Annotated in this window: 17 protein-coding genes; all 17 read left to right on the forward strand. The window is 76.0% G+C overall.

What is annotated here, in order from left to right:
* Positions 1 to 12 precede the first annotated feature (12 nt).
* From GA0070608_RS26110 to GA0070608_RS34045, 17 genes are read left to right on the forward strand one after another with little or no spacing between them, the layout of a single operon-like run.
* Positions 13 to 531, forward strand: a complete 519-nt coding sequence (locus GA0070608_RS26110; RefSeq protein ID WP_091631099.1) for a phage tail protein — start codon at positions 13 to 15, stop codon at positions 529 to 531.
* Positions 528 to 1,262 (forward strand): hypothetical protein, encoded by a 735-nt coding sequence (locus tag GA0070608_RS26115; protein WP_091631100.1) that lies wholly within the window; start codon positions 528 to 530, stop codon positions 1,260 to 1,262. Before GA0070608_RS26110 ends, GA0070608_RS26115 begins: the two co-directional genes overlap by 4 nt.
* Positions 1,259 to 2,026: a hypothetical protein gene (locus GA0070608_RS26120; RefSeq protein WP_091631101.1), complete on the forward strand. Its 768-nt coding sequence runs from the start codon at positions 1,259 to 1,261 to the stop codon at positions 2,024 to 2,026. Before GA0070608_RS26115 ends, GA0070608_RS26120 begins: the two co-directional genes overlap by 4 nt.
* Positions 2,023 to 3,309: a Pvc16 family protein gene (locus GA0070608_RS26125; protein ID WP_091631102.1), complete on the forward strand. Its 1,287-nt coding sequence runs from the start codon at positions 2,023 to 2,025 to the stop codon at positions 3,307 to 3,309. Before GA0070608_RS26120 ends, GA0070608_RS26125 begins: the two co-directional genes overlap by 4 nt.
* Positions 3,309 to 5,135, forward strand: a complete 1,827-nt coding sequence (locus tag GA0070608_RS26130) for an ATP-binding protein (protein ID WP_091631103.1) — start codon at positions 3,309 to 3,311, stop codon at positions 5,133 to 5,135. Before GA0070608_RS26125 ends, GA0070608_RS26130 begins: the two co-directional genes overlap by 1 nt.
* Positions 5,132 to 5,374: a hypothetical protein gene (locus tag GA0070608_RS26135; RefSeq protein ID WP_091631104.1), complete on the forward strand. Its 243-nt coding sequence runs from the start codon at positions 5,132 to 5,134 to the stop codon at positions 5,372 to 5,374. Before GA0070608_RS26130 ends, GA0070608_RS26135 begins: the two co-directional genes overlap by 4 nt.
* On the forward strand, positions 5,371 to 12,903 hold the full coding sequence (locus tag GA0070608_RS26140; protein ID WP_091631105.1) for an eCIS core domain-containing protein: 7,533 nt from the start codon (positions 5,371 to 5,373) through the stop codon (positions 12,901 to 12,903). The genes GA0070608_RS26135 and GA0070608_RS26140 overlap by 4 nt, the downstream gene beginning before the upstream one ends.
* Positions 12,900 to 13,544, forward strand: coding sequence for a hypothetical protein (locus GA0070608_RS26145; protein ID WP_091631106.1), 645 nt, complete (start codon positions 12,900 to 12,902; stop codon positions 13,542 to 13,544). Before GA0070608_RS26140 ends, GA0070608_RS26145 begins: the two co-directional genes overlap by 4 nt.
* Positions 13,541 to 13,963: a hypothetical protein gene (locus GA0070608_RS26150; protein ID WP_218107586.1), complete on the forward strand. Its 423-nt coding sequence runs from the start codon at positions 13,541 to 13,543 to the stop codon at positions 13,961 to 13,963. Before GA0070608_RS26145 ends, GA0070608_RS26150 begins: the two co-directional genes overlap by 4 nt.
* Positions 13,956 to 15,107, forward strand: a complete 1,152-nt coding sequence (locus GA0070608_RS26155; RefSeq protein ID WP_091631107.1) for a hypothetical protein — start codon at positions 13,956 to 13,958, stop codon at positions 15,105 to 15,107. Before GA0070608_RS26150 ends, GA0070608_RS26155 begins: the two co-directional genes overlap by 8 nt.
* Complete coding sequence (locus GA0070608_RS26160) at positions 15,104 to 15,610, forward strand: phage baseplate assembly protein V (protein ID WP_091631108.1); 507 nt, start codon at positions 15,104 to 15,106, stop codon at positions 15,608 to 15,610. The genes GA0070608_RS26155 and GA0070608_RS26160 overlap by 4 nt, the downstream gene beginning before the upstream one ends.
* Positions 15,610 to 15,954, forward strand: coding sequence for a hypothetical protein (locus GA0070608_RS26165; protein WP_091631109.1), 345 nt, complete (start codon positions 15,610 to 15,612; stop codon positions 15,952 to 15,954). The genes GA0070608_RS26160 and GA0070608_RS26165 overlap by 1 nt, the downstream gene beginning before the upstream one ends.
* Positions 15,951 to 16,313: a GPW/gp25 family protein gene (locus GA0070608_RS26170; protein ID WP_091631110.1), complete on the forward strand. Its 363-nt coding sequence runs from the start codon at positions 15,951 to 15,953 to the stop codon at positions 16,311 to 16,313. The genes GA0070608_RS26165 and GA0070608_RS26170 overlap by 4 nt, the downstream gene beginning before the upstream one ends.
* Entirely contained in the window at positions 16,310 to 18,685 is a 2,376-nt protein-coding gene (locus GA0070608_RS26175; RefSeq protein ID WP_141719553.1) for a baseplate J/gp47 family protein, read from the forward strand. Before GA0070608_RS26170 ends, GA0070608_RS26175 begins: the two co-directional genes overlap by 4 nt.
* On the forward strand, positions 18,682 to 21,153 hold the full coding sequence (locus GA0070608_RS26180; protein ID WP_091631112.1) for a putative baseplate assembly protein: 2,472 nt from the start codon (positions 18,682 to 18,684) through the stop codon (positions 21,151 to 21,153). Before GA0070608_RS26175 ends, GA0070608_RS26180 begins: the two co-directional genes overlap by 4 nt.
* Entirely contained in the window at positions 21,150 to 23,273 is a 2,124-nt protein-coding gene (locus GA0070608_RS26185; RefSeq protein WP_091631113.1) for a phage tail protein, read from the forward strand. Before GA0070608_RS26180 ends, GA0070608_RS26185 begins: the two co-directional genes overlap by 4 nt.
* Entirely contained in the window at positions 23,270 to 26,701 is a 3,432-nt protein-coding gene (locus GA0070608_RS34045; protein ID WP_091631114.1) for a DUF6519 domain-containing protein, read from the forward strand. Before GA0070608_RS26185 ends, GA0070608_RS34045 begins: the two co-directional genes overlap by 4 nt.
* The last annotated feature ends 29 nt before the right edge of the window (positions 26,702 to 26,730 follow it).

Here is a 26,730-nt window from a genome sequence, read left to right on the forward strand (position 1 = left end):
GAGGTGTGAGTCATGGTGCAGTTCGCGGTCAATCCGACGCGCTTCGACCCGTACAAGAACTTCAAGTTCCGGGTGAAGTGGGACGGCCGCTACGTGGCCGGGGTCAGCAAGGTCAGCGCGCTGAAGCGGACCACCGAGGTGGTCAAGCACCGCGACGGCGGCGACCCGTCGACCAGCCGCAAGTCGCCCGGGCGTACGGAGTTCGAGGCGGTCACCCTGGAACGGGGCCTGACCCACGACGCCGAGTTCGCCCAGTGGGCCGGCCGGATCTGGGCGCTGCACGCCGGCCTCGGCTCGGAGGCGTCGCTGGCGGACTTCCGGCGGGACATCACCATCGAACTGCTCAACGAGGCCGGGCAGGTCGCCCAGTCGTACCGGCTGTTCCGCTGCTGGGTGTCGGAGTACCAGGCGCTGCCGGAGCTGGACGCCAACGCCAACGCGGTGGCGATCGAGCACATCAAGCTGGAGAACGAGGGCTGGGAGCGCGACGAGGCGGTCAACGAACCGGCCGAACCCCGGCTCGGGTCGTGAGCACGGGGCCGCCGCTGACCGAGGTGGAGCTGGTCTCCGCCTGGGACCGCGCGCTCGGGCAGCCGGCGGCGCGGCGTCCGCTGCTGCTGCTGGGCCGCGAGGACGCCGACCGGCTCCCGGTGGGCGAGGTGGCGGCCATGCTGCTCAGGACAGCGCGGGACTGGGCCGGCGGCCGGGTGGAGGCCGTCCTGGACTGCCCGGCCTGCCCGGAACGCCTCGAGGTCGGCTTCGCCGTCGCCGACCTGCTGGCCGCCGCGCCGGACTGGCCGCACGAACCCGGTCCGACCGGAGACGAACCCGGCGCCGCGACGTTCACGCTGCGCTGGCGCGGGCACCGGCTCACCCTGCGGCTGCCCACCCCCGCCGACCTGGAGGGGGCGGCGCGGGCCGGGGACGCGGCGGCGGCCGAGCGGTGGCTGCTGCGGGCGTGCCTGCTCGCTGCCGACCCACCGCTGGACAATCCCGTCGCAGCCCTGCCGGAGGTGTCGGCCGCGATGGCCGAGCGCGACCCGCTCGGGGTCGTCGCGGTCGGCCTGACCTGCCCGGGCTGCGGCACCGCGACGGAGGCGCTGCTCGACCTGCCCGCCTGGGCGTGGCAGGCCGTCGACGCCCGGGTCCGGCGGCTGCTCGGCGAGGTGCACCGGCTGGCCCGCGCGTACGGGTGGTCGGAGGCACAGGTGCTCGGCCTCGGCCCGCACCGCCGCGCCGCTTACCTGGAGCAGGTGCCGTGACCGGCTACCTGGCGGCGTTGGCCGCCCTGGCCGTCGACGCCGCGCCCCGGCTGCGGCCCCGCACCGTGGGCCGGTTCGAACCGGAGCAGCCGGAGTCGGGCGGTGGCTTCGAGGCTTTCGACGTCGAGCGGGAAGTCCCCGCGCCGCCCCGACCGGCGACCCGTTCCGCCGCACCGGCCACGCCGGGCGCGGCACCGGCGCCCGCTGCGGTGCCGACCGCCGTCGCCCCGCTGCCGGTGGCCACCGCGCCGGCCCCCGACCCGGACCGGCTACCGGCCCCGGCCGCCGCGCGGACCACGCCACCGGCGCCGGTCGCCGCCCGACTGCCCGAACCCGCGCCTGAGCCGGCGCCGACGACGAGCCATGCGGAGGCGGTACGGCGCGCGACCGGGCCGGTCGACCCGGGCCGGCCGGCGCCCCCACCCCGGCCCGCACCGTCACCCGCTCCACCGGACCCACCCACCGCCTCGGCAGCCCGGCCGGCGACGGTGTCGCCGGTGGTCCCGGCGGTCGTGGTCCGCCCCGCGCCGCCCACCCCGCCCGCGCGCGCCGTGCCGGTGACCCGGGCCGCCGCCCGGGCACCGGAGCGGCCCACCGTGCACCTGCACATCGGCCGGATCGACGTCCGACTCGCCCCCGGGCAGCGCTCCGCGTCCGCCGCGCCCGCGCCGGTCGCCCCGGTCGCGTCGGTCCCGGCCGTGGACCCGGGACCCGCCCCCGAGCTGGAGGCCTACCTGCGCGCCCCGGAGAGGCAGCCGCGATGAGCACCGCGTACGCCCTCGCCGCCGTCACCGCCGTGCTACGCGCCCAGCTGATGGCGTACCTGCGGGCCACCGGCGCGTCCTCGGCCGTCGGCGGGGTGTCGGTCTCCGCCGGCCCGCCGGACCGGGTGACGGTGGGCAACCAGGAGGGCAACCAGGTAAACCTGTTCCTCAGCCGGGTCACCCGCAATCCGACCTGGGCCAATCTCGGCCCGCCGCCGCGCAACGCCGCCGGTGACGACGTCGCCGCTGCCCCGCTCGGCGTCGACCTGCACTACGTGGCCAGCGTCTACGGTCACGACCCGCTGACCGGCGAGATCCTCCTCGGCCACCTGCTGGCGATGCTGCACGAGACGCCGGTGCTGACCCGCGCCGCGATCCGCCGGTCGCTCGCCCCCGATCCGCCGGATGCGACCCTGCCGGCTCCGGTGGCCGGGTCGCGCCTCGCCGAGCAGGTCGAGCAGCTGCGGATCACCGTCGCCAACAGCCCCGGTGGCGAGGAGAGCTTCCGGCTCTGGTCGGCGTTCAGCGCCCCGTACCGGACCAGCGTCTTCTTCGACGTCTCGGTGGTGCTGATCGACCCGCTACGGGGAGCGCGGGAGCCGCTGCCGGTGCGGTCGGTCACCGCCGGAACGGTCGACGTGCACGGCCCCGAGGTCGACGCCGTACGCGCCGACGGCCCCACCGGCACCCCGGTCACCACCGGCGCGACCCTCGTGGTGACCGGCCGTAACCTCGCCGGCCCGGACACCCGGATCCGGGTCGGGGCGGCCACCGCCAGCCCCGCCACCGCGTCGGCCACCGAACTGCGGGTGCCACTGTCGGCCTTCGACCGGCCCATCCCCGCCGGCCTGCGGGGGCTGGTCGTCACCCACTCCGTCGACCTGGGCGACCCGCCCACGCCCCGGGCGGCACTCAGCTCCGACGCCGTACCGGTCAGCTACCACCCGACGATCACCGTCGCCCCCGCCGACGTGGTCGTCGACTCCAGCCGCACCGTCGACGGGGTGCTGCTGCGCACCGGTGCGGTCACCGTCACCGTCGCCCCACGGGTCGAGGCGACGCAGCAGGTCACCCTCTCGCTGACCGGGACCGCCGGCACGATCCTGCCGGCGCCGCCCGGGAACGGGGTCGCCCCGGGCGACGAGGACACCGACCGGATCCGCTTCGCCTTCCGCGACCTGCCCGCCGGCACGTACCTGGCCCGGCTGCGGGTGGACGGGGTGGACAGTCCGCTGAGCACCGACCCCACCGGCCGGTACACCGGACCTCCCGTGGTGCTGTGATGCCCGCCCCCCGCGCCGCCGCCCGCTGGCCCGCCCCTGCCGCCGTCGAGCGGGGCGACGACGGGCTGGCCGCCGAGGTGGAGCGGATCCGGCTGCTACTCAAGGGCGAGCCAGCCCACGGGCCTCGCCCGGGCGGCGCGCACCTGGACCGGCTCGCCGCCGGGTTCGGGCTGACCGACTTCGAGCGGGACGTGCTGGTCGCCGCCGTCGCCGGGGAACTCGGGCTGCTGGACCGGCCGCCCACCTTCGCCTGGTGCCTGGACGCCCTGCCCGGCGGGCACTGGGACGCGCTGGCCCCCGACCGTCCGCTGCGCGCCGCCCGGTTGGTCGAACTCGGTGAGGGACCGCTGCCGCACTCCCCGATCCGCGCCGACGAGCGGATTCTGCACGAGATGCGCGGCGCCGGGCGGCTCGACGAGCGGCTGCGGCCGTACCTCACGGAACTGCCCGCGCCGCCGGCCGGCCTGCCGGCCAGCCGGCGGCGGGCGGCGACCGACCTCTGCGCCGCCTGGCAGACCGGCCGGCGCGCGCTGCGGGTCAGCGGACCGGACCACGCCGACCGTACGGACGTGATCGCCGCCGCCGCCGCGACGGTGGGCCGGCCCGTCCACCGACTGGCGGGCGCCGACCTGCCGGGCGCGGTCGCCGACCGGGACGCCTTCGCCCGACTGTGGAACCGCGAGGTGGTGCTCGCCGACCCGGTGCTGGTGGTGGAGCTGACCGGCGACGAGCCGCCCGAGCTGACCGGCGTCGTGGCGCACCTGCTGGGGCGGCTCATCGGTGACGTGGTGGTGTCCGCCCCGCGCGCCGTCGCGCTCGACGGGGTCGCCGCCGGCCCCACGGTGGACCGGCCGACCCGCGAGGAGCAGCGCACGCTGTGGCGCCGGCTGCTGCCCGACCGCTCCGCCGCCGAGTTGGCCCGCGAGTACGACCTCGGGCACCACGAGATCCTCGGCACCGTCGCCCGGCCCGCCGCCGACCCGACGGCGCTCGCCCGGGACCTGGTCCGCGAGCGGGTCCGCCGCGACCTCGACGGGGTGGCCGAGCGGATCAACGTCCGTGCCGGCTGGGACGATCTGGTGCTGCCCGCCCCGGCCCTGGCCCAGCTACGGCAGCTGACCGCCGCAGCAGCGGGCCGGGCGGTGCTCGCCGAGCGGGGCTTCGGACGGCGTACCGGGCGGGGGCTCGGGGTCACCGCGCTCTTCGCCGGCCCGAGCGGCACCGGCAAGACCCTCGCCGCCGAGGTGGTCGCCGGTTCCCTCGGCCTCGACCTGCACCGGGTCGACCTGGCCACCGTGGTGAGCAAGTGGATCGGCGAGACCGAGAAGCAGCTGCGCCGGATCTTCGACGCCGCCGAACGCGGCGGCACGGTGCTGCTCTTCGACGAGGCCGACGCGCTGTTCGGCCGGCGGTCGGAGGTCAAGGACAGCCACGACCGGTACGCCAACATCGAGGTGTCGTACCTGCTGCAACGCATGGAGCAGTACCGGGGCGTGGCCGTGCTGACCACCAACATGCGTACCGCCATCGACCCGGCGTTCCTGCGCCGGCTGCGGGTGCTGGTCCCCTTCGGGCATCCCGGCCCGGCCGAACGGGCCGACCTGTGGCGGCGCGCGTTCCCACCGCAGGTCGGCACGGAGGACCTCGACCTGCGCCGCCTCGCCGACCTGGACCTCACCGGCGGCGACATCCACACCGTCGCCCTGCGGGCCGCGCTCGTCGCCGCCGGGGAACACACCCCGGTCCGGATGCGGCACGTGCTCGACGCCGTGGCCGCCGAGTACGCCAAGCACGACCGGCCCGCCGACCCCGGACTGTGGACATGAGCATCGAGGTGCACATCCGCGAACTCGTCCTCACCGGGATCGAGGCGCCCGACCCCGCCGCGCTCGGCCAGGCGGTGACCGCGCGACTGACCCGGCTGCTCGCCGAGCGGGGCCTGCCGCCCGCCTCACCCGCCCCCGGCCCGCTGCCGGCCCGACCGGAAACGGACCTGCCGAGCGCCCTGGCCGAGGCGATCTGGGCGCAGCTGGGCCGGCCCGCGTGCCGGGAGGCGGGCCGATGACCGAGCGCGAGGCGGCCGTCCGGCCGCAGGTCCCGCCCGGTGACCGGTCCCCGGCCCGGGACGCGGACCTGGCCGAGCTGACCCGGGATCTCATCGACCGGTACGCCCCCGCGCTGGGCCTACGGCCCGACGCCGTGCGGGTGCACCTCGGCGAGGCCGGCCGGCGGGCCGCCAACCACGGCGCGCGGGGGCTCTTCGCCGACGGCGCGCTGCACCTGGCCCCCGGATACGACCCGCGTCGGGCGGCCGGACGGGCGCTGTTGGCCCACGAGTTGGGGCACCTGGCGCAGGCCGGCGGGACCGGCACCACGTACCCGGCACAGGGCAGAGCTGGCGGCACCGCCCGGCCGGTGCGGCGCGGGACCGACCCGGAGGCGGAGGCCCGGGCGCTGGCGGAGGCCGCCGCCGCCGGCCGGGCGCTCTGGACGCCGACGGCGCGGCTGCCGGCCGGCGCGGTCGCCGCCGACACCGGCGCGGTCGCCACCGCGCCCCGGCCCGCAGCGGCCCCCGACGCGGAGGGCGCGACCGGGCCGCTGGAGGCGGAACTCAGCGAGCTCGTCGACCGCCGGTACCGGGCGGAGCGGGCCCGGATCATCGACCTGCTCGACGGGCTGTGGGTCTCCGGCGACGACGTGCGGGGCTGCCTGCGGGTGCTGGACACGCTGCCGTTCCTGGTCGCCCGCAGCCTCGTGCACAGCCTGCCCGCACCACGCCGCACCGACCTGGGCCGCAACCTCGACGACGGCCACCACCGGCTCTACCCGCGCGCCGCCCTCGCCGCGCTCGGCGGCCAGACGCCCTACCTGCTGCGGGTGCTGGAGGCCGACAACGTGCACGGGCTGAGCACCGAGGAGCTCGGCCCGGTCGAGTGGCGCACCGCGTTGAACGTGCTGCGTGCCATGCGCACCAGCGTCCTGCGGGAGCTGCTCACCGGCGACCGGAAGACGTACTTCCGGGGCCTGCTGACCGGGGCGCTGCCGCGCGGCACCGACGCCGACGCCCTGCGCGAGCAGATCGCGGCGCTGTCCGGCGTGGACGCCGAGGCCGGCCGGTTGGACGAGGACACCGGCCTGCGTGACCGGCTGCGCCGCGTCGAGCGGCTGATCGGCGAGCGGCAGGGCCGTCAGGCGCTGGAGCTGCTGGCGGGGTTGGCACCCGCGCCGCCCACCGCCGGAAGCCCGGCCGGCACCGCCTCCCCCGAGCCGCCCGAGCCGGGCGCCCGGCTGCGGCACGTGGTACGCCGGCTCGACGAGGCCGACCTGATCGACGCCCTGCTTGGAGAGCTGCCGTGGGAGGAGAAGCGGGTCAGGGCGTCCCTCGGCCCCCGGCTGCTCGTCGTGCTGGCCGCCCGGGAGGAACACCGGAACCTGACCCGGATCGAGGGGTTGCTGTCGTACGGGGTCTTCGACTGGGCGGTCCGGGACCACGAGGCCCGGTTCGCGTACCTGCTGGTGCGCAGCCTGCCGCTGGCCGCCCAGGACCGGTGGCGGCGGCTGGAGCAGGGCCGCTGGTTCGAGCGGCTGGAGGAGAACATCCCCGCCGAGGACATGCTCGCCGGCCGGTACACCGGCGTCGGCAGCCTCGCCGAACCCCTCGACCCGGCCCGCCGCGGCACCGGGGCCGTCGACGCGGACCGCCTCGTCGCGCAGCTGCACCAGGCGGTGCAGGCCGGCCTGGACGGCACTCGGGCCGTCGAGCTGGTCCGCCGGCTGATCGGCGTCGACCGGCCCACCGCCGCGCCGGCCGGGGGCCCGGGTGCGGGCCCCGCCGGCCGGGACGTGCTGCGGACCGTCATCCACCGCCTCGACGCGCTGCGCGACCTCGACCGCATCCTCGACGCGCTGCCCGACGCGTACCTCACCCACGAGATGTGGCGGGCCGAGCTGCTGGACCTGCTCGCCCTGCGCGACCCCGCCCACCTGGAACGGCAGGCCCGCCAGCTGCTCGCCGTCGGGCTGACCGACTGGGCGGTCAACCCGCGGGAGGCGTGGTTGGCCTTCCAACTGGTCCGGAACCTGCCGGTGGCCGACCAGGCCCGGCTGGAGGCGGAGGATCCCGACCGGTGGGCCCGGATGCGCTCGGCGATGACGCCGCAGATGCGCGCCTCGCTGGCGGTCACCGCGATCTCCGGGCCGCGCCGGGTCGAGGCCCGCGACCAGTTGCGCGACCGGCTGCGCGACGACCGGCTGTGGCGCGGCGAGCGCGCCACCGAGCTGCGCTCGCTGATCATCCAGCTGTACGCCCTCGACGACCGCCGCTGGGTGTTCCTACGCTCCCGCGACGTCCGCGCCGACCGGGTTCCCGCACTGGCCGCCCTCGTCGACGAGCTGCGCCTGCACCACGCCGAACGCCGGCCCTCCTTCGATCCGGAGACGCTGCGCACCGACGACGCCCCGACCGTCGTCGGCGACCTGGCCCGGCTGGTCGCGGTCGGGCTGAAGCTGCTCTTCCTCAGCCGCACCGGCCTGAGCCTGTTCACCCAGGAGGTCACGCTCCGCGAGTTCGACCTGCACGACGCCCAGTGGATCAGCGGCGACCTCGGCGGCGCCCGACTGCGCGACACCGACCGCGAGCGCACCAACCGGCTCTCGCTGTCGGTCGACGCCCGGCAGGGCATCCTGCGGATCCGGCTGCCCCGCCTGGAACTCGACGGGTTCAACCGGACGTTCACCGGCAGTTCCCTGCGTACCGGCCGGGTCACCCTCACCGACCTGGACGTCGTGGCCTCGTTCTCCGACCGGGGCTACGAGCGGCCGGTCGGCGCGCAGGCCGGAGTGGGCGCGCTCAGCGTCTCCGACGTGGTGTACGCCAGCGACTCCCTGCCGGGCGGACTGCTCGGGCTCACCAGGTTCGGCCTGTCCAGCCTGTTCTTCCGCACCGGGGCGACCGGCCAGGAGGACGTCACCGAACCGGGCCGACGGGGCTGGATCGGCATCCCGCTGATCGACCCGCTGATCCACCTGCTGCACAACGTGCTGTCGTTCTACGGCGGGCTGCCGTTCCTGTCGAAGATCAGCGACGCGTTGCTGGCCCCGTACACGGCCGGCGCACCCTTCCTGGCCCGGCAGCTCACCTCGCTGACCGCCGGGGAGATGTTCACGCCGCTGGCCAACGCCACCCTCGGGCTGATCACCGACGGGGTGTTCCGGCCGCCACGCACGGTGGGCGAGCGGGCCACCGACGCGGTCGCCATGCTGCACTCGTTGCAGGTCAGCTTCGCCAGCGCCACCGCCGAGGGGCTCTCCTTCGCCGGGATGCAGCAGATCGGCCGGATCGAGGTCGGCCGCACCCTGATCGGCCTGGGCAACAGCCTGCCGGCCCGGCTGCGCGCCGAGCAGCGGTCACTGCGGGAGCGGCTCGGCCGGGCCGGCGTACCGGAGCGCGCCGCGCTGGACCAGCGGCTGACGGCCGTCACCACCGAACTCACCGCGCTGGAGCCGCTGGAGCGGGAACTGCACGCGCTGGAGGCCCGGCACCGCTGGCACGCCGACTCGCTGAGCGAGGCGGAACGGCGTCGGCTGATCGGCCTCTCCGACCAGCTGCGCCATTCCTTTGGCAGCACCGTCGACGTCGGCGGCATCCGGGTGACCGGGCTGACCGGCCGTGTCGAGGCGGCCGGACTGGAGATCGACCCGATCCACGGCGAGATGTCGGTGCCCTCCCGCTCCGGGGAGTACCTGCCCGACGACGAGCTGATCGACCGGTTCCGCCGCGACCGTACCTCCGTCGATCCCGCCGCCGTGGCCCGCACAAGCACCGCGTCGACCAGCTTCGCCGGCGTACGGCTGCTGCCCGGCACCGCCGGGGAGCCGGCCCTGCGGATCACCGCCGCGAATCTGCCCACCGGTGAGCAGGTCGCCGAGCAGTTGCGGGCCCTGCCCGACGAGCCGCGCTGGGCCGCCCGGCGGGCCGAGCTGACCCGGTGGCTGGCCGACCTGGCCCGGCTCCGGGCGCTGGAGGCGCTGCCCGCCGAGCCGGTCGACGCGGCCGGCGCGTACCTGCCCGGGCACCGCACCGCCGCGCAGGAACGGGAGCTCCAGGAGCTACGGGAGGCGGCCCGCCGGTACTTCGGCCTGTCGGTCGGCGGGCTGGCCGTCACCGGGCTGAGCACCGCCCTGGACCCGGCCACGCTCGGCATGGAACTGCGGTTGGCCGAGGTCACCGCCACCGACGTGCGCAGCGGCGCCGTGCGGGTCGAGCGGGTCGAGGCGCACCGGCTGCGGGTTCGCGCCGACCTGGACGTCACCGGCGGCGGCGCGCTGCCCGCCGAACTGGCCGCCTCGGCCGCCGCGCAGGGGCTGCCGGCCGGCCGGACCGCAGTCGGTTTCGGCGTCGGCGACCTGACCGTCGCCGGGTTCTCCGGCCCCGGCGCCGAAGCCCGGCGGATCGCCTTCACCGCGCCCGGCCGGGCCGACGGCCGGCCCGGCGAGGCCATCCACGGCCGGGTGCTGCCCGACGGCGACGACCTCCGCCTGCCCGATCTGGTGGTGGAACAGACCGAACTGACCGGGGTCAGCTTCCACTCCCCGGGCCGCAGCCTCTACTCCCGGGGCAGCACCCGGATCGGCCGGATGAGCCTCGACGTGCGGGTACGCACCGGCCCGACTGCCACCGGCCGGCAGGTGCGCGGCGCACTGGTCCGCAGCATGGTCATCGATCGGATCGACGCCGACCAGATCGGCATGGACGTCACCGACCCGGCGCCCGGCTACTCCGTCGAGGTGGTCTCCGGCTCGCTGGTCGGCGTCCGGCTGCGCGACCTCGACGTGGACCTCTCCACCGAGGAGCTGACGTACGCCGGCCGGCTCACCGTCGGGCAGGTCGACCAGTTGCGGTTCAGCGTGCTCTCCCGCGCGTTGCAGGGCGCCCCGACCACGATCAACGGCACGGTCGACGGCCGGCCGACCGGCCCGGGCGCCGCCGCCGTCACCGTCGACCTGATCCGGGCCGGCGCCCACCAGGTCGATCCCGCCACCGGCCGGATCGTCAGCGACCCCACCGACAGCCAACGGATCCAGCTCGACGGGCTCACCCTCAGCGACACCACCCTGCGCACCCCGGACGGGGCGGTCACGGTGCGCCGGGCCGGGCTGGGCGGCCGGATCGTCACCGAACGGGCCGGCGGGCTGCGCTTCGAGGACATCGGCCCGGCCCGCATCGAGCTCGGCGCGATCGACTGGCGGGCCGGTGACGGCCGGATCGTCTCCCGTGGGCCGACCGTGCTGGACGGGCTGACCGTCAGCGGCCGGTGGGACAGCGCCCCCGAGGGGCGCGACCCCGCTGGGCGGGTCGTCCCGGCCACCGCCGACTTGCACGTGGAGCGGCTGCACATCGACCGGGTCACCGGCCGCGACCTGCGCTACCGCGACGGGACGCTCGACGTCGGCCTCGGCCGCGCGGAGCCGCTGCCGGCCGGCGCACCCGACCTGCCGCCGCTGGAGATCCTCGACGTGGAGCTGCGTGGCCTGCACTGGTCGCGGGCGGCCGGGCTGACCGCCGGCCGGCTCACCACCGGGGCCACCCGCCTGGAGATCGCCGGCCGGGTCAGCGCCGCGCTGCACGTCGACGGCGCGCTGTCGGCCGCGCAGCTCACCCTCGCCTTCGGCCGTGGCGGACGGATCCAGGCGCGGGTGATCGGGGGCGAGGGCCACCTCGGCGTCGGACCCCGGCCGGGCGAGCACACCCAGCACGTCGGCATCCAGGGCCTGGACACCGGGCTGATCAGCGTCGGCCCGGACCGCATCGAGATCGGCCCGGACGGCCAGCCGGGACTGAGCCTCGCCAGTATCTCCGTGGACGCCCTCGACTGGCAGGGCGAATCCCTCGGCCTGCGGATCCGCCCGGGCGAGGGGGCGATCACCCTGATCGGCATCACCGCGCGGGCCCGGGTCGACCTGCACCCGGCCGGCACCCCGGGCGGCCGGTTCCGCCGGCTGCTGCTGCGCGAGCTGGTGGTGCAGCAGACCCGGGCCAGCGGCCTGCTGGTCGACCTGCACGACGGCAACACCATCCGGCTCAGCCCGGAGATCGAGGCCGTCCTCGGTGAGCTGCGGCTGCGTCCCGCCGCCGGCCAGGAGGGTTTCCTCGTGGAGGCGACCCGGACGGCGGCCGGCATGCGGATCCTCGGCGGCCTGAGCATCGGGGCGATCGACGCCGCCCGCGTCGGCTTCGACATCGGCACCTTCCTCAGCGGCGGCTCGGCGAACTTCGCCGCCGCCGGGCTGAACGTCGACTTCCTCGACCACGGCGGTCTGCGGCTCAACCTGGCCAGCCCCACCCTCACCGGAATCCGGGCGCAGGTCACCGCCGACGCCCGCCGGGAGCTGCGGTTCCTCGGCGCGCCGGCCGGCCGGCCCGAGTACGGGCTGCGGTTCACCTCGATCGGCTACGAACAGGACCCGGCGGTGCCGGGCAGCACGACCACTCCCGGCCGCCGGATCTCCGTACGCGGCGGCGAGGCCACCGGCCTGACCTTCGACGACGGCGGCCTCGGGCTGCACATCTTCGTCGAGCAGGCCCTGCTCGGCGACCTCACCCACGACCTGAACTCCGGCTCCGGTGAACTGCCGTCGCTGGACATCCGCAACGCCACGTTCAGCCTGGACCTCGCGACGCTGCTCGGCGCGGCGGCCCCGGCCACGCCGACGCGGACCACCAGCGCGCAGCGGCGGGCCGCCATGGCGTCGCAGTGGGACGGGCTGCTGCGGATCCTCAACACCTACCACCTGAGCGAGGTCGTCGACAGCCTCAACGGGCACGCCAACTTCGACGTCGCCCACGACGGTTTCCTCTGGGGCACCCGGACCTGGGAGGTCCGACTGTCCCTGCGCGACGGCGCGCTGGACTACCGGCGGCTCACCGGGGCCCTGCCGTGGTGGACTCCGGGTCGGTTCGTCGTCGAGGGCGACGCCCTGGTCTACCGGGTGCATGTGCCCTCCTTCGCACCGGAGGGGGCGCCGCCGCCCGACACCGACATCGACGTGCTGCGGTGGCAGCTCAGCACCGGGGAGGTGGAACAGGCCCGCAGCGCGCACCTGGTCCGGCTGAACCGGCTGCTCCAGCCGACCGCCGAGTCCCGCGACGACCTGTTGCACACCATCGCCAACCACGGTGACGACGAGCCCTCGACCGAACCGCCGGGCCGGCTGGAGATCCGCAACGTCGACGTGGACCTCTCGGTCAACAACCCGCGCGAGATCACCCTGCCGCTCGGCGGGAGCAACGAGATCGTGCTGGCCCCCGACTCGCTGCTCCACCTCACCGTCGGCGGCGGGATGCGGCGCGCCGCAGGCGGGGCCGGCCGCCCCGGCGCGCTGCGCCCGATCGCGCTGGAGCGCGCCACCGTGGCCCGGATGAACCTGCTCTTCGACTCCGTCGGCGTGTCCACCGGCCAGATCCGGATCACCGACCTCACCGACGCCCGGCTCACCTTCGACGGGCTCACCCCGCAGCTGCTGACCGGACGGATCACCCGGGCCGTCGCCGAGCGGATCCGCTGGCGGCGTACCACTCCAGGAGGCACCCCGTGACCAGTCCGCTCAGCCCCCGCCTGCTCCGCGCCGGCCTGGTCGTCCTCGACCCGGACAGCGGCCGGACCCGGCGGGTGATCACCCTCCAGTACAACCCGGACGCGCTGACCCGGGGCTTCCAACTCAAGACCGGCGGCGCGGAGGGCGGCGCGAAGGGCGAGGCGCTACGGATCACCGGCCCGCCGGTGCAGACCCTCACCCTGGAGGCCGAACTCGACGCGGCCGACCAGCTCGCCGAACGGGACACGACCGAACTCGGCCTGACCGCGCAACTGGCTGCCCTGGAATCGCTGGCGTACCCCAGCCTCGCCGCCGTGCAGGACGCCGCCGCGCTGCTGGCCGCCGGAACCCTGGAGGTCGTACCCCCACCGGCTCCGCTGCTGCTGCTGGCCTTCGGGCGACGCCGGCTCTGGCCGGTACGCATCACCGAACTGACCATCACGGAGGAGGCGTTCGACCCCATGCTGAACCCGATCCGCGCCAAGATCCGGCTGGGTCTGCGGGTGCTGACCGTCAACGACGTGGGCACCGCCGGGCGGGCCGGCGGCCTCGCCATGGCCGCCCACCAGCAGCTCGAACAGCTCGCCGGCCGGGCCCGCGGCGGCCGGCTGGGCGACCTCGGAATCGACCGGCTGCCGTGAGCGGGCCGAGCGACACCGACCCGGCCCTGGTGGCCGCGCACAGCCGCGTCGCGGAGACCCTCTTCGCCGCCACCGGCGCCGGCGGCGTCGGTGAGCCGTCGCCCGGCGCGATCCCCCCGGAGAGCCGGTACGCCGGCGTCGGCACGTCGGTGACCGTCGACCCCGACACCGGCCAGGAGCTGGTCCACCTGCGCCGCCGGTTCGTGCCGCCCGCCGAGCGGCTGGCCACCGCCGGCTGGGAGCAGGTCGCCGACGGCGACCGGGTCGACCTGCTGGCCGCCCGTACCGTCGGCGACCCGACCGCGTTCTGGCAGCTCTGCGACGCCAACGGCGCCTTCGACCCGGCCGAGCTGGAACAGCCGGGCCGGGTGGTGCGGGTGGCGCTGCCCGAGGGCTTCCCGGGAGGCGGCGATGTCTAGGGGCGTGCGCCTGCAACTGCTGGTCGGGCCGCTGACCTTCCGCCCCGCACCGTACGAGCTGGTGGAGGCGTTGCAGGAGGCACAGGTCACCCAGAACGCCGGGCAGCGTTCCGGCTTCCAGCTGCGCTTCGCCCTGGGCCGGGGCTCGGTGGCCGAGCGGATGCTCGCCGACGGCAGCCTCGACCCGCCGACCCGGGTGCTGCTGGTGCTGCACCTCGACGGCCGGCCGCAGGTGCTCTCCGACGGGGTCGTTACCCGGCACGACGTGGCCCGCAGCAACGACGCCGGGGCGTCCACGCTCACCCTCACCGGCGTCGACGTGAGCCAGATGATGGACCTGATCGACCTGTCGGACCTGCCGATGCCGATGCCGGCCGAGGCCCGGGTGCTGACCCTGCTCGCCCCGTTCGCCGCGTACGGGGTGGTGCCGATGCTGGTGCCCAGCGTGCTGGTCTTCGCGCCGAACCCGATCCAGCGGATCCCGGCGGTGCGCGGCACCACCTTCGCGTACGTGTCGCAGCTGGCCGACGAGGTCGGCTACACGTTCTACGTCGAGCCGGGGCCCGTCCCCGGCATGAACACCGCCTACTGGGGGCCGGAGGTCCGTGCCGGCCAGCCCCAGCCGGCGCTGACCGTGAACGCCGACGCGCACTCCAACGTGGAGTCGCTGTCGTTCTCGTTCGACGGGGTGCAGAAGACCCTCTACCTGCTCACCGCCTTCCCGGAGCAGGTGCGGGTGCCGATCCCGCTGCCGGTGCCGGACGTCACCCCGCTGAACCCGCCGCTGGGCCGCAGGATCCCGGTTCCGCTGTCGTACCGGCGGATGAACGTCGGCCGGTCGAACCCGGGCGGCACCGACGACGCCACCGCCCGGATGGACGTGGTGCAGACCCTCGCCCGGGGCCTGGCCCGGGCCGCCCAGTCGGCGAACGTGATCACCGGTTCCGGCTCGCTGGACGTGCTGCGCTACGGCCGGCTGTTGCAGTGTCGGCGGCTGGTCGGGGTGCGCGGCGCCGGGCGCGCCTACGACGGCGAGTACGTGGTGAAGAGCGTGACCACCACCGTCAAGGCGGGCGAGGTGAAGCAGCGTTTCACCCTCGGCCGCAACGCCCACATCTCCACCTCCGGGAGGGCACAGGCATGACGACCAGGTACTACGGCAAGTATCGCGGCACGGTGGTCAACCACATCGACCCGTTGCAGCAGGGCCGGATCCAGGTGACCGTCCCCGACGTCACGCTGCCCCCGTCGAGCTGGGCGATGCCCTGCTTCCCGCTGGCCGGCATCCAGGCCGGCGTGTTCACGGTGCCGCTGCCCGGCACCGGCGTGTGGGTGGAGTTCGAGCAGGGCGACGCCGACCATCCGATCTGGACCGGCTGCTGGTACGGCTCGAAGGCGGAGATCCCCGCGCTGGTGGCCGCCGCCCCGCCACCCACCCCGCCGATCGTCCTGCAGACCCCCGGCCAGGCCACCCTGATGATCTCCGACGCGCCCGGCCCGGCCGGCGGCATCCTGCTCAAGACGCTGACCGGGGCGATGATCTCGATCAACGACACCGGAATCATCATCTCCAACGGCAAGGGCGCCTCGATCACCCTGGTCGGGCCGACCGTGGCCGTCAACCAGACCGCGCTGACGGTGACGTGATGCCAGGCCCGCCGCTGCACGTCGCCGCCGTCGTCTCCTGCCCGCACGCCGGGCCGGTCACCGCGCAGACCGGCAACTCCCGGGTGCTGGTCAACGGGATGCCGGTCCTCACCGCCGCCGACGCGTACCCGGTCACCGGCTGCCCGTTCCAGGTGCCGGTCGGCGCCGGCACCAAGCCCCAGCCCTGCGTCCAGATCCAGTGGACCACCCCGGCCGCCCGGGTGCTGGTCAACGGCCAGCCGGCGATGCTCGCCACCAGCGTCGGGCTGGGCGTGAGCGCCGAGGGCATTCCGCAGGGCCCGCCCACGGTGGCCGGGTTCCAGATCAGGGCGGTGGCGTCGTGACCTACCCGGCCTTTCCCTGGCGTCCCGACAACCGGGGCCGCTCCGGGCTGGCCGGCCCCGAACGGCATGTCGCCGACCTGGTGGAGGCGGTGCTGTTCACCGCGCCCGGCGAGCGGGTCAACCGGCCGGACTTCGGCGCCGGCCTCGGTCAACTGCTCTTCGCCCCCGTCGACGAGGCGGTGGTGGGTGCCGCCGAGTTGCAGGCCCGCAGCGCGTTGCAGCGCTGGCTCGGCGAGCTCATCGAGGTGGACGAGGTCCGCGTCGACCTGGCCGAGGCGGCCGTACGGGTGCACGTCGGCTACCGGTTGCGCGCCACCGGCCGTCCGGCGCAGGTGCGGATATCGAGGGGGACCGGATGAGCGTGCGGTGCACCGACGACGAGCGCCGGGCCGAGGTCGCCCGCCCCGGCAGCGCGTTCAACGGCATCGACTGGGTCGAGGTGGACGCGGCCGACCAGAAGCTGCTGCGGGTCGGGTTCCTGCACCCGCTGCCCGGCCAGCCGGGAGGTGTGCCCGGCGGCGCGGCGCTGGTCGCCGGCAACGTGGTCGTCGACGGGGGCGTACGGATCACCGGCGTGCGGGTGCTCACCGTCGCCGCCGCCGGTCCGGTGCTCACCGTGCGGGTGGACCGGGCCGGCGACTTCTCCCCGTACACCCTGCGGCTGGTGCGCTCGGCGGTGGACGACCGGGTGCCGCCCGGATTCGATCCGGTGCTGGCGGCGGCCGTCTTCTCTTTCAAGGCCAACTGCCCCAGCGACCTGGACCCGGCCCCCGCCGCGTCGGTCGGGCCCGCGTCGCCGGCGTCCCCCGCGCCGGCCGACTACCTGGCCAAGGACTACGCCGGTTTCCGGCGGCTGATGCTCGACCGGCTCGCGGCCCTGCCCGGCTGGGCCGAACGCAACCCGGCCGACCCGCTGATCACCGTGGTGGAGGCGTTGGCGCACGCCGCCGACCGGCTCTCCTACCGGCAGGACGCGGCCGGTACCGAGGCGTACCTCGGCACCGCCCGCAGCCGGATCTCGGTGCGCCGGCACGCCCGGCTGCTCGACTACGCCGTGCACGACGGCTGCGCCGCCCGGGCCTGGCTCAGCGTGCGGGTAGCCGCCGGTTCCGGCGCCGAGAGCCGGGGAATCGCGGCCGGCACCCCGGTGCTGGCCGCCGACCGGGCCACCCCGGTCGTGGCGCCCGCCGACGCGGCGGCGCTGCTGGCCGGCGGCATCGGCTTCGAGACGCTGACCGCGCTCGCCCCGCGGGCCGCCCGCAACGAGATCGCCCTGCACGTCTGGGGCGGCCGGGACTGCCGCCTGCCGGCCGGCGCGACCCGGGCCACCCTGGTCGACCTGCCGGCCACCGGGCTGGCCACCGGCGACCTGCTGCTGCTGGAGGAGGTCCTCTCCCCCGCCACCGGCCGACGCGCCGACGCGGACCCCACGCACCGGCAGGTCGTCCGGCTGGTGTCGGTACGCCCGGGCACCGACCCCGTGCAGGGGGTGGACGTGCTGGAGGTGGAGTGGAGCGCCGCCGACCGGCTGACGTTCCCGCTCACCGTCACCGCCTCCGTCGCCGGTACGGGCACCGGCCAGCTGGTGACCTGTGCGGTCGCCCGGGGCAACGTGGTGGCCGTCCAGCACGCCGTCGCGGTCGACGGCCAACTGCCGCCCGCCGCCGAGGCGCGGTGGCGGCCGGTGCTCACCGCCGAACCCGTGGCGGCGGCGGCGCCGTTCCCGACGGACACGCCGGCCGGCCAGGCCCTCGACCAGGACCCGCGCGCCGCGTTGCCGCTGATCCGGCTGGAGACCACCGAGGGCAGTTGGCGGCCCCGCCGGGACCTGCTCAACGCCGACCGGTTCGACCAGGGTTTCGTGCCGGAACGCGAGCGCGACGGCCGGGTCTGCCTGCGCTTCGGCGACGACGTGTCGGGCCGCCGGCCGCCGGCCGGCACGGTGTTCGAGGTGACCTGGTGGCGCGGCGGCGGCGCGGCCGGCAACCTCGGCCACGACGCGCTGACCACCCTGGTAACCGACCGTTCCGGCGTCCTCGGGGTGACCAATCCGCTGCCCGCCGTCGGCGGCACCGACCCGGAGGACATCGAGCACGCCCGCCAGCACGCGCCGGTCGCCTTCGCCACCCAGGAACGCGCGGTCACCACCGGTGACTGGGTGGCCGCGGCGCTGCGGCTGCCGGAGGTGGCCGGCGCCACCGCCCGGATCCGCTGGACGGGTTCCTGGTGGACGGTGTTCCTCACCCTCGACCTGCTCGGCGGCCAGCGGCTGGCCGCTGAGCCGGGGCTGGCCCGCCGGTTGGCCGGCCGGCTCGACCGGTTCCGGGTGGCCGGGTACGACCTGCAACTGCGCGACCCCGTCGACCTGCCGGTGGAGTTGCGGCTGTGGGTGTGCGTGCCGCCCGGGGCGTTCCGCTCCGACGTCCGCCGGGCCCTGCTGGAGCTGTTCTCCGCCCGGGACCTGCCCGGCGGCGGGCGCGGGTTCTTCCACCCCGACCGGTTCAGCTTCGGCGCCCCGCTCTACGTCAGCCAGCTGCTCGCCGCCGCGGTGAGCGTCCCGGGCGTCACCGACGTCCGGGTCACCGAGCTGCACCCGGTGGGCGTGGCGCCCGGCGGCGAACTGGCCGCCCGGGTGCTGCGCACCGGCGACACCGAGGTGATCCGCCTCGACAACGACCCCAGCGTGCCGGAGCACGGCATCCTGCACCTCGACCTGGTGGGTGGACTTTGACGACACGAGCGGGCCGGGGGCCCAACCCGCCCGGGCGGGACGGCATCGACTACCGGCTGGGCCGGCAGGCGGACTTCGCCGCCGACATGCTGGCCCGGCTCGGCGCCCGGCCGGAGCTGGCCGGGCTGACCACCCGCGAGGCCGACGACCCGGCCGTGGCCCTGCTGCGCGCCTGGGCGGGCACCCTCGACGTGCTCGCCTTCTACCAGGAGCGGATCGCCAACGAGGGGTTCCTCGGCACCGCCACCGAGCGCGGCTCGGTGCTGATGCTGGCCCGGGCCATCGGCTACGAGCTGCGCCCCGGGGTCGCCGCCACCACCTGGCTCTCCTTCACCGTCACCGCCACCCCGGGGGCGCCGGACGGGGTGCCGGTCCCGGCGGGCAGCCAGGCGCAGAGTGTGCCGGGCCCCGGCGAGCTGCCCCAGGTGTTCGAGACGGTCGAGCCGCTGCTGGCCCGCCCCGAGCTGAACGCGGTGGGACTGCGGGTCACCGAGCCGCGTGCCCCCCGCCCCGGCGACGACACGCTGCACCTGGCCGGCACGGACACCGTGCTCACCGCCGGCAGCACACTGCTGGTGCTCGGCCCCGACTGGTTCGACGTACGGCGGGTGCGGGCCGTCACGGCGGTGCTGCCGCAGGCGGCGACCGCCCTCGACGGCGGGCAGGTGGTGTCCGCGTACACCGTGGTGGGGTTGGACGCGCCGGTGACCGCCCGGGCCCTCGGCGCGGAGCTGCACCACCAGGTGCCCGGGGTGCAGGTGCACCTGCTGGCGCAGCGGGCCGCGCTGTTCGGCTACCAGGCCCAGCCGTGGTCGGCGCTGCCCGTGGCGCTGCGGGTGGGCGAGCTGAACCCGGGCACGAACCAGGTGCTGCCCGGCGCGTACGCGAACCGGCAGGCCAGCTGGGTGGACGCCGCGTTCGCCGCGAACGTGCGCGACCTGCACCTGGACCAGTCGTACCCGTCGATCATGGCTGGGTCGTGGCTGGTGCTGGAGACCGGCGGCACGCCGCAGCTGCGCCGGGTGGGCGCGGTCGCGGACCTGCCGGTGGCGGACTTCGGCATCGCCGCCCGCACCACCCGGGTCACCGTGACCGGCGGCGACTCGGACGCCTTCTCCCGCCGCTCGACGACGGTGCTCGGCGACAGCCGGCTGCTCCCTCTCGCCCCGCTGCCGCTCACCGCGCCGTTGGCCCGGGTGGCGACCCTGGAGCTGGCCCGCCCGGCGCCCGGGCTGGTGCCCGGCCGGCGGCTGGTGCTGACCGGCGTCGATCCGGCCGGCGCGACGGTCTGCGAGGTGGTCACGGTGCTGCGGGTCCGCGACGCCGCCACGGTCGACCTTGAGGCGGGCGTCGCGCGCACCTACCGGCGTGACAGCGTGCGCGTGCTGGGCAACGTGGCGAAGGCGACCCACGGGGAGAGCCGGGCCGAGGTGCTCGGCGGTGGTGACGCCCGGCAGGCGTTCCAGCGGTTCACGCTGCGGCACGCGCCGCTGACCCACGTCTCCGCCGCGACCGCCAGCGGGTCGCGCACCACCCTGGCGATCTGGGTGGACGGGGTGCGCTGGCAGGAGGTGCCGGCCCTGCTCGGTCAGCCCGCCACGGCCCGGGTCTACACCGTGCGCCGGGCGGACGACGGCACGGTCACCGTAACCTTCGGCGACGGCCGGACCGGGGCGCGGCTGCCCACCGGGCAGGACAACGTGGTGGCCACCTACCGCTCGGGGATCGGCCGGCTGGCCGACCTGGCGCCGGGACGGCTGACCATCCCGCTGTCCCGCCCGCTGGGCCTGATGGAGGTCACCAACCCGGTGCCCGCCGCAGGCGCCGACGACCCGGAGGGTGTGGACCGCGCACGGCGCAACGCCCCGCTCGCCGTACGGACCCTGGGCCGGGTGGTCTCCCTGCACGACCACGCCGACTTCGCCCGCGCGTTCGCCGGCATCGGCAAGGCCCGCGCGGACCTGGTCTGGGACGGGCACCGGCAGATCGTCCTGCTCACCGTGGCCGGCCCCGACGGCGCGGTGCTCCCGGAGGACGCGCCGGTGCGCGCCGACCTGCTGCGTGCCCTCGACGCCGCCCGCCAGCCGGCCGTGCCGGTGCGGATCCTCGGCCACCGCCGCCGCCGGGTCGCGGTGACCGCCCGGCTGCTCGTCGCACCCGGGCACCGGTTCGCCGCGGTCGCCGCCGCCGCCCGGTCGGCGTTGGTCGCCGGGCTGAGCTTCGACGCCCGCGACTACGCCCAGCCGGTACGCGCCAGCGAGGTGCAGGCCCTGCTGCACACGGTGCCCGGCGTCGCGGCGGTGGTGCTGGAGCTGCTGCACGACGCCGAGCAGCCCGCCGGGCGGGCCGAGGTCATCGCCGCCGCACCGGCCCGCCGCACCGGCGACCTGCTGCTCCCCGCCGACCTGCTCCCCGCCGACCTGCTCACCGCCGACGCCGGTGACGTCACCCTGTTGGAGGCATCGTGAGGGCCGAGGAGATCTGGACGCTGCTGCCGGCGGCCCTGCGCAGCCAGGACGAGGCAGCCGGCGGCGTGCTGCGCGCCTTGGTGGAGGTGATGGCGGAGCAGTCCGAGGCGTTGGGCGCCGACATCGACCAGCTCGCCGACGACTGGTTCGTCGAAACCTGCGCCGAGTGGGTGGTGCCCTACCTCGGCGAGCTGGTGGGCGCGGGCCGGCTGCACCCGCTGGCCGACGGCACCGGGTTCTCCGAACGGGCCCGGGTGGCCGACACGATCCGGTTCCGGCGACGCAAGGGCACCACCGCCGCCCTGGAGGAGCTGACCCGGGCGAACACCGGCTGGAGCACCGCCGCCGTCGAGTTCTTCGAACGCCTGGTGATCACCCAGCACGTCAACCACGTCCGGACCGGGCCGGCCACCGCGGCGATCCGCGACGCCGGGCCCCTCGAACTGGTCGGTGGCCCGTTCGAGCCGGTCTGCCGGACGGTGGACGTGCGGGCGATGGACGCCGGCCAGGGCCGCCCCAACATCCCGAACATCGGCATGTACGTCTGGCCGCTGCCGTCGTACCGGCTGGACCGGGCCACCGCCGCCCCGGCCGCCGACCCGCCGGACGGCCGGTGGTGGATCGACCCGACCGGGGTGGGCCGGCAGCTCACCGGGCCGACGGTGACCGAGCCGGACATCGACCACCGCGCCGACGAGGCCAACGTGCCCGGCCCGCTACGCCGCCGACCACTGCGCGACGAGTTGGCCGCGCTCGCCTCCGGCAGCCCGCCCGCCGCCGACGAGCTGCGCTGGTTCCGGGAGGACGACCCCTCCTTCGTCGTGTGGATCCAACCGGCCCCGGGCGACGAGCTGCGCCCCGTACCGCTGGAGCATTTGCGGATCTGCGACCTGGCCGGGTGGGAGCGACCGACCGGCAGCCTGGTCCGGGTCGACCCGGTGCGCGGCCGGGTCACGGTCGCGGCCGGCCGGCCCGTGCATCGCCTCGCGGTCTCCTGGTGGTACGCCTTCGGCGCCGACGTGGGCGCCGGCCCGTACCCCCGCCGGGGCGACCTGGGCGCGGCCGACGGGCCGGTCGACTGGCAGCTCGCGGTGAGCGTGACCGAGCCGCCGCGCCCCGGCGAGGTCGTCGCCTCGGTCGGCGAGGCCGTCACCGCCTGGCACGACTGGCAGGCCGCCCACCCGGGCACGGCTGGGCGGATCGTGCTCACCGACAGCCACCGCTACCCGGAGGACCTGACCGTGCGGGTCGGACAGGGCAGCCGGCTGAGCGTCCTCGCCGCCCGGTGGCCCCGACCGCCGGACCGGCCGCGCCGGCAGAGCGACCTCGCCCCGGTCGGCGTCCGGCCCTGCCTGCTCGGCAGCCTGTCGGTCGCCGGCACCGGCACCGGCGAGCGCCCCGGTGAGCTGGTCCTCGACGGCCTGCTGGTCTCCGGACCGGTGACCGTCGCGGCACCCGCCGACGGCGGACCCGGCCTGGGCCGGATCGAGCTGCGGCACTGCACCGTCGGCCCGGCGGCGACCGGCCTCACCGTCGCCGCCGGCAACGACCGGACGCGGGTGGCGGTGCACCGCTGCGTCACCGGCGAACTGGCCGCCGGTGACGGCCCGCTCAGCGTGGCGGACACCCTGGTCCACGGCGGGATCACCGCCCCGGACGCGGAGGCCGAGCTGGTCGGGGTGACCGTCCTCGGCGGCACCGACGTGCGGGTGCTGACCGCCACGGACTGCCTCTTCGACGAGCCGGTCACCGTGGCCCGGCGCCAGCAGGGCCACGTCCGCTTCAGCTACCTGCGGCCCGGCTCGGTCACCCCGCGCCGCTACCGCTGCCAGCCGGACCTGGCCCAGCAGGCCCACCCCGGCGACCCAGACGTGGCCACCCGGGTCGGGCCGGCGTTCGCCAGCACCCGCTACGGCGACGCCACCTACGGCCGGCTCGCCGGCACCGCCGCCACGGAGCTGCACACCGGCGCGGAGTCCGGCGCCGAGATGGGCGCGTTCCGGCGCGCGGCGACCCCGCAACGCCTCAACAACCTCGCCCTCGCCCTCGCGGAGTACCTGCCGCTGGGCCGGGTGGCCGCTGCCCTGCCCGTCCTGCCGACCGGAGGAACCCCATCATGAAGGGCGACATCAGCCGCTCCACGTTCGACCAGCGGCGGCACGCGACGAGCGTACGCAAGCAGCAGGGCCGGGTGGACCTGGACGCCGACTGGAACGAGCAGCAGGACATCCAGGCGCATTTGCGGGCCACCGCGCTGACCGACGTGGTCGGCGCGACCGGCGCGCCGCTGGCCGGCGGGGCGTTCGCGCTCACCGGCGGGGCCGACCTGACGCTGTCGGCCGGCCGCTACTACCTCGACGGGTTGCTCTGCGAGAACGACGCGCAGGTCTCCGTCTTCGCCCAGCCCGACCTGCCGGCGGCCGGCCCGTTCGTACGCCGTCTCGACGGCAGCTGGCTGCCCACCGGCACCCCGGTGCCGGCCGGTGTGTACGCCGCGTGGTTGCAGGTGTGGCCGCAGCACGTGACCGCCATCGAGGATCCGGGCCTGCGCGAGGTCGCCCTCGGCGGGCCGGACACCGCCACCCGGCTGCGTACCGTCTGGCAGGTGCGGCTGGTGCAGGCCGGGCCGCCGGGCACCCCGGTCGGCTGCGCGGACACCCCGCCCGGCTGGGCCGGGCTGACCGCCGCCTCCACCGGCACCCTCGCCGTACGCGCCGACCCGACCGGGGCCGCCGGCGGTGACTGCGTCATCCCGACCGGCTCGCCGTACACCGGTCTGGACAACCAGTACTACCGGGTGGAGATCCTCACCGGCGGCACACCGGGCACCGCCAGCTATGTGTGGTCCCGCGACAACGCCTCGACGGTGGCGACCTGGGAGAGCATCGACGTCGACGTGCTGACCGTGAAGGTGCCCGGCCGCGACGGCAGCGCCGGCTTCGCCAACGGCTCCTGGGTGGAGCTGACCGACGACAGCCGGGAGCAGAACGGTGTGCCCGGCACCCTGGTCCAGGTCGACCGGGTGGAGGGCGACCGGATCGTGGTCCGCCCCGCCACCGCCACCGGCAGCCTGAACCGGGCCGACTTCCCGAGCCGGCCCCGGGTACGCCGCTGGGACGGGCGGGGCACCGTCCCGGCCGGCGGCGCCGAACTCGACCTGGAACTCGGCATCAAGATCCGCTTCGCGGCCTCGGGCGGCTACCGCACCGGCGACTGGTGGTCGTTCCCCGCCCGGGCGTCGGTGCACGACGTGGAGTGGCCGCGGGTCGGCACCACGCCCGTGCCGCAGACCCCGCACGGCCCGCGCCGCTCCCACGGCCGGCTCGGCGTCGTCGCGTACGACGGCAGCCAGTGGAGCGTGCTGCGCGACTGCCGGCCGGTGTTCGCCCCGCTGACCGGGCAACTCACCCTCAGCCTGCTCGGCGGCGACGGCCAGGAGGCCGTACCCGTGCCGGCCAGCCCGGCGACCCTGGTGCCGCTCGGCCACGACCTGGTGGCCGGCGTCGCCACCGGCGGCCAGCCCGTCGCCAAAGCCCGGGTCAGATTCAGCGTCACCATCGGCCAGGGCCGGGTGACCTCCGGCGCCACCACCGCCGCCACCGTCACCGTCGAGACGGGCACCGACGGGCGGGCCCGCTGCGCGTGGCAGCTCGACTCCGCCACCGCCACCCAGGAGGTCACCGCCGTCCTGCTCGACGAGGCCGGGCAGCCCACCGGCCTGCCGCTGACCTTCACCGCCGCGCTGTCCCGCGCCGACCGGGTGTCGTACGACCCGACCGGGCACCCGGCGCTGGCCGGATCGACCACCGTGCAGGCCGCCATCAACCAGCTCGCCGCCGCCACCACGGGCGGCTGGGCGACGGTGACCATCCGGCCGGGCATGGACTGGGTGCAGGCCCTGACCACCCTGCCCGCCGGTGACGTACTGATCTGCTTCGCCCCCGGCCTCTACACCAGCAACACGCCGGTCACCTTCGCCGGCCGGGCCAACATCCGGCTGCTCGGCAGCGGCCCGGCCAGCCGCATCCGGGTGCAGGGCCACGAGCACGCGCTGCTGTTCGTCAACTGCGGCACCGTGTCGGTGGCCCACCTGGCGGTGGAGACCGCCGGACCGGCGGCCTCCACCGGCCGGCTCGGCCCGGTCACCGCGATCAACTGCGCCGAGGTCAGCGTCGAGCACGTCCAGCTCACCGGGGTGGCCGGCGCGTCACCACAGAGCACCTGCCTGACCGTCCGCAACGACCAGGGCACCCCGCCCGGCCGGGTCCGGGTGCTCGACTCGGACTTCCGCATCGGCCACGGCCAGCAGGGTGTGCTGCTGGTCAACCCCGACCACGCCGTCATCACCCGGTGCCGCTTCTCCTGCCCGCCCCGCCCGGCCTCGCTCACCCTCGCCGAGCTGGTCAAGGACGAGAAGTTCCGCAGCCAACTGGCCACCCAGCTCGTCGGCCGGCTCGCCCTCGACCGCGACGACCGGCTGGAACGCGGCGAGTGGAACACCGTCGTACGGGTCGGCCAGTGGGGCGTACGGATGAACTCGATCGTCCCGGAGAGCGAGTGGCGGACGCTGACCACGCTCAACCCACCCACGGCCGAGGATCTGCGCGGCGACGAGGCCGCCGGGGCGTACGTGCTGCGCCTGGCGGACCTGGCCACCCAGGACCCGGGCCGGCTGCCCAGCTACAAGCGGCAGCTCACCTCACTCAAGGGACGCCTCGGCGAGAGTGCCGGACGGATCTTCGACACCGACGAGGGCCGCCAGACGCTGCGCGACTACCTGGTCGGCGAGGGGGTCGACGTGCGGCAGGCCGACGACATCGCCCGGGACCGCCGCGAGGTCGCCCTGCCCGCCCCCGGCGCCAGCCTGCGCTTCGACTCGGCGCTGGGCCAGGGCGCGTGGGAGGCCGCCGTCGCCGCCTCGCCGCCGACACGCCCGGTGCAGACGCCGTCCGCCGCCGCCAGGCACCTGCGCGGCGTGGCCGACCGCATCCTGGTGGAGCCGGCCTTCGGCGACAGGTACGCCCGCGCGTACCGGCTGGAGCTGGCGGCGGCGGCCGAGACGTCGGTGGGCGCCTGCGGGGTGGTGATCGGTGGCGGGACGGCCGTCGGGGACGTCGAGGTCTCCGACTGCCGTTTCGACCAGGTGGCCGAGGGCATCCACATCGGCGTGTCCTTCGGGCTGGGACCGCCCATCCACGGCCGCACGATCCGGGTCACCGGCAACGACATCCACCTCTACAAGGCCTGGTGGCGCGGCTCGGGCACGATCCGCGGCATCAAGATCGGCAACATTCGCCACGTGTTCGTCTCCGACAACCGGATCTCGGTGGCCGCCGGCACCGGCCTCGGCGTCTGGGCGTACGGGGCCGGCGGGCCGATCATGGCGATCCGGGACAACCTCGCCCAGAACTGCGATCCCGGGATCATGTGCAACCCGTCCTGGTCCGGCGCACCGGCCAAGCGCCTGTGGTCGGTCACCGACAACGTCTCGACGGACGGGCAGATCCTGGTCGGCGGCGGTGCGCGGAACTCGGGCAACGTGAGCTGAGCTGTCACATGGGCGACTGCGCGGCCATC

The organism is Micromonospora peucetia (assembly GCF_900091625.1).
GTDB classification, from domain to species: domain Bacteria; phylum Actinomycetota; class Actinomycetes; order Mycobacteriales; family Micromonosporaceae; genus Micromonospora; species Micromonospora peucetia.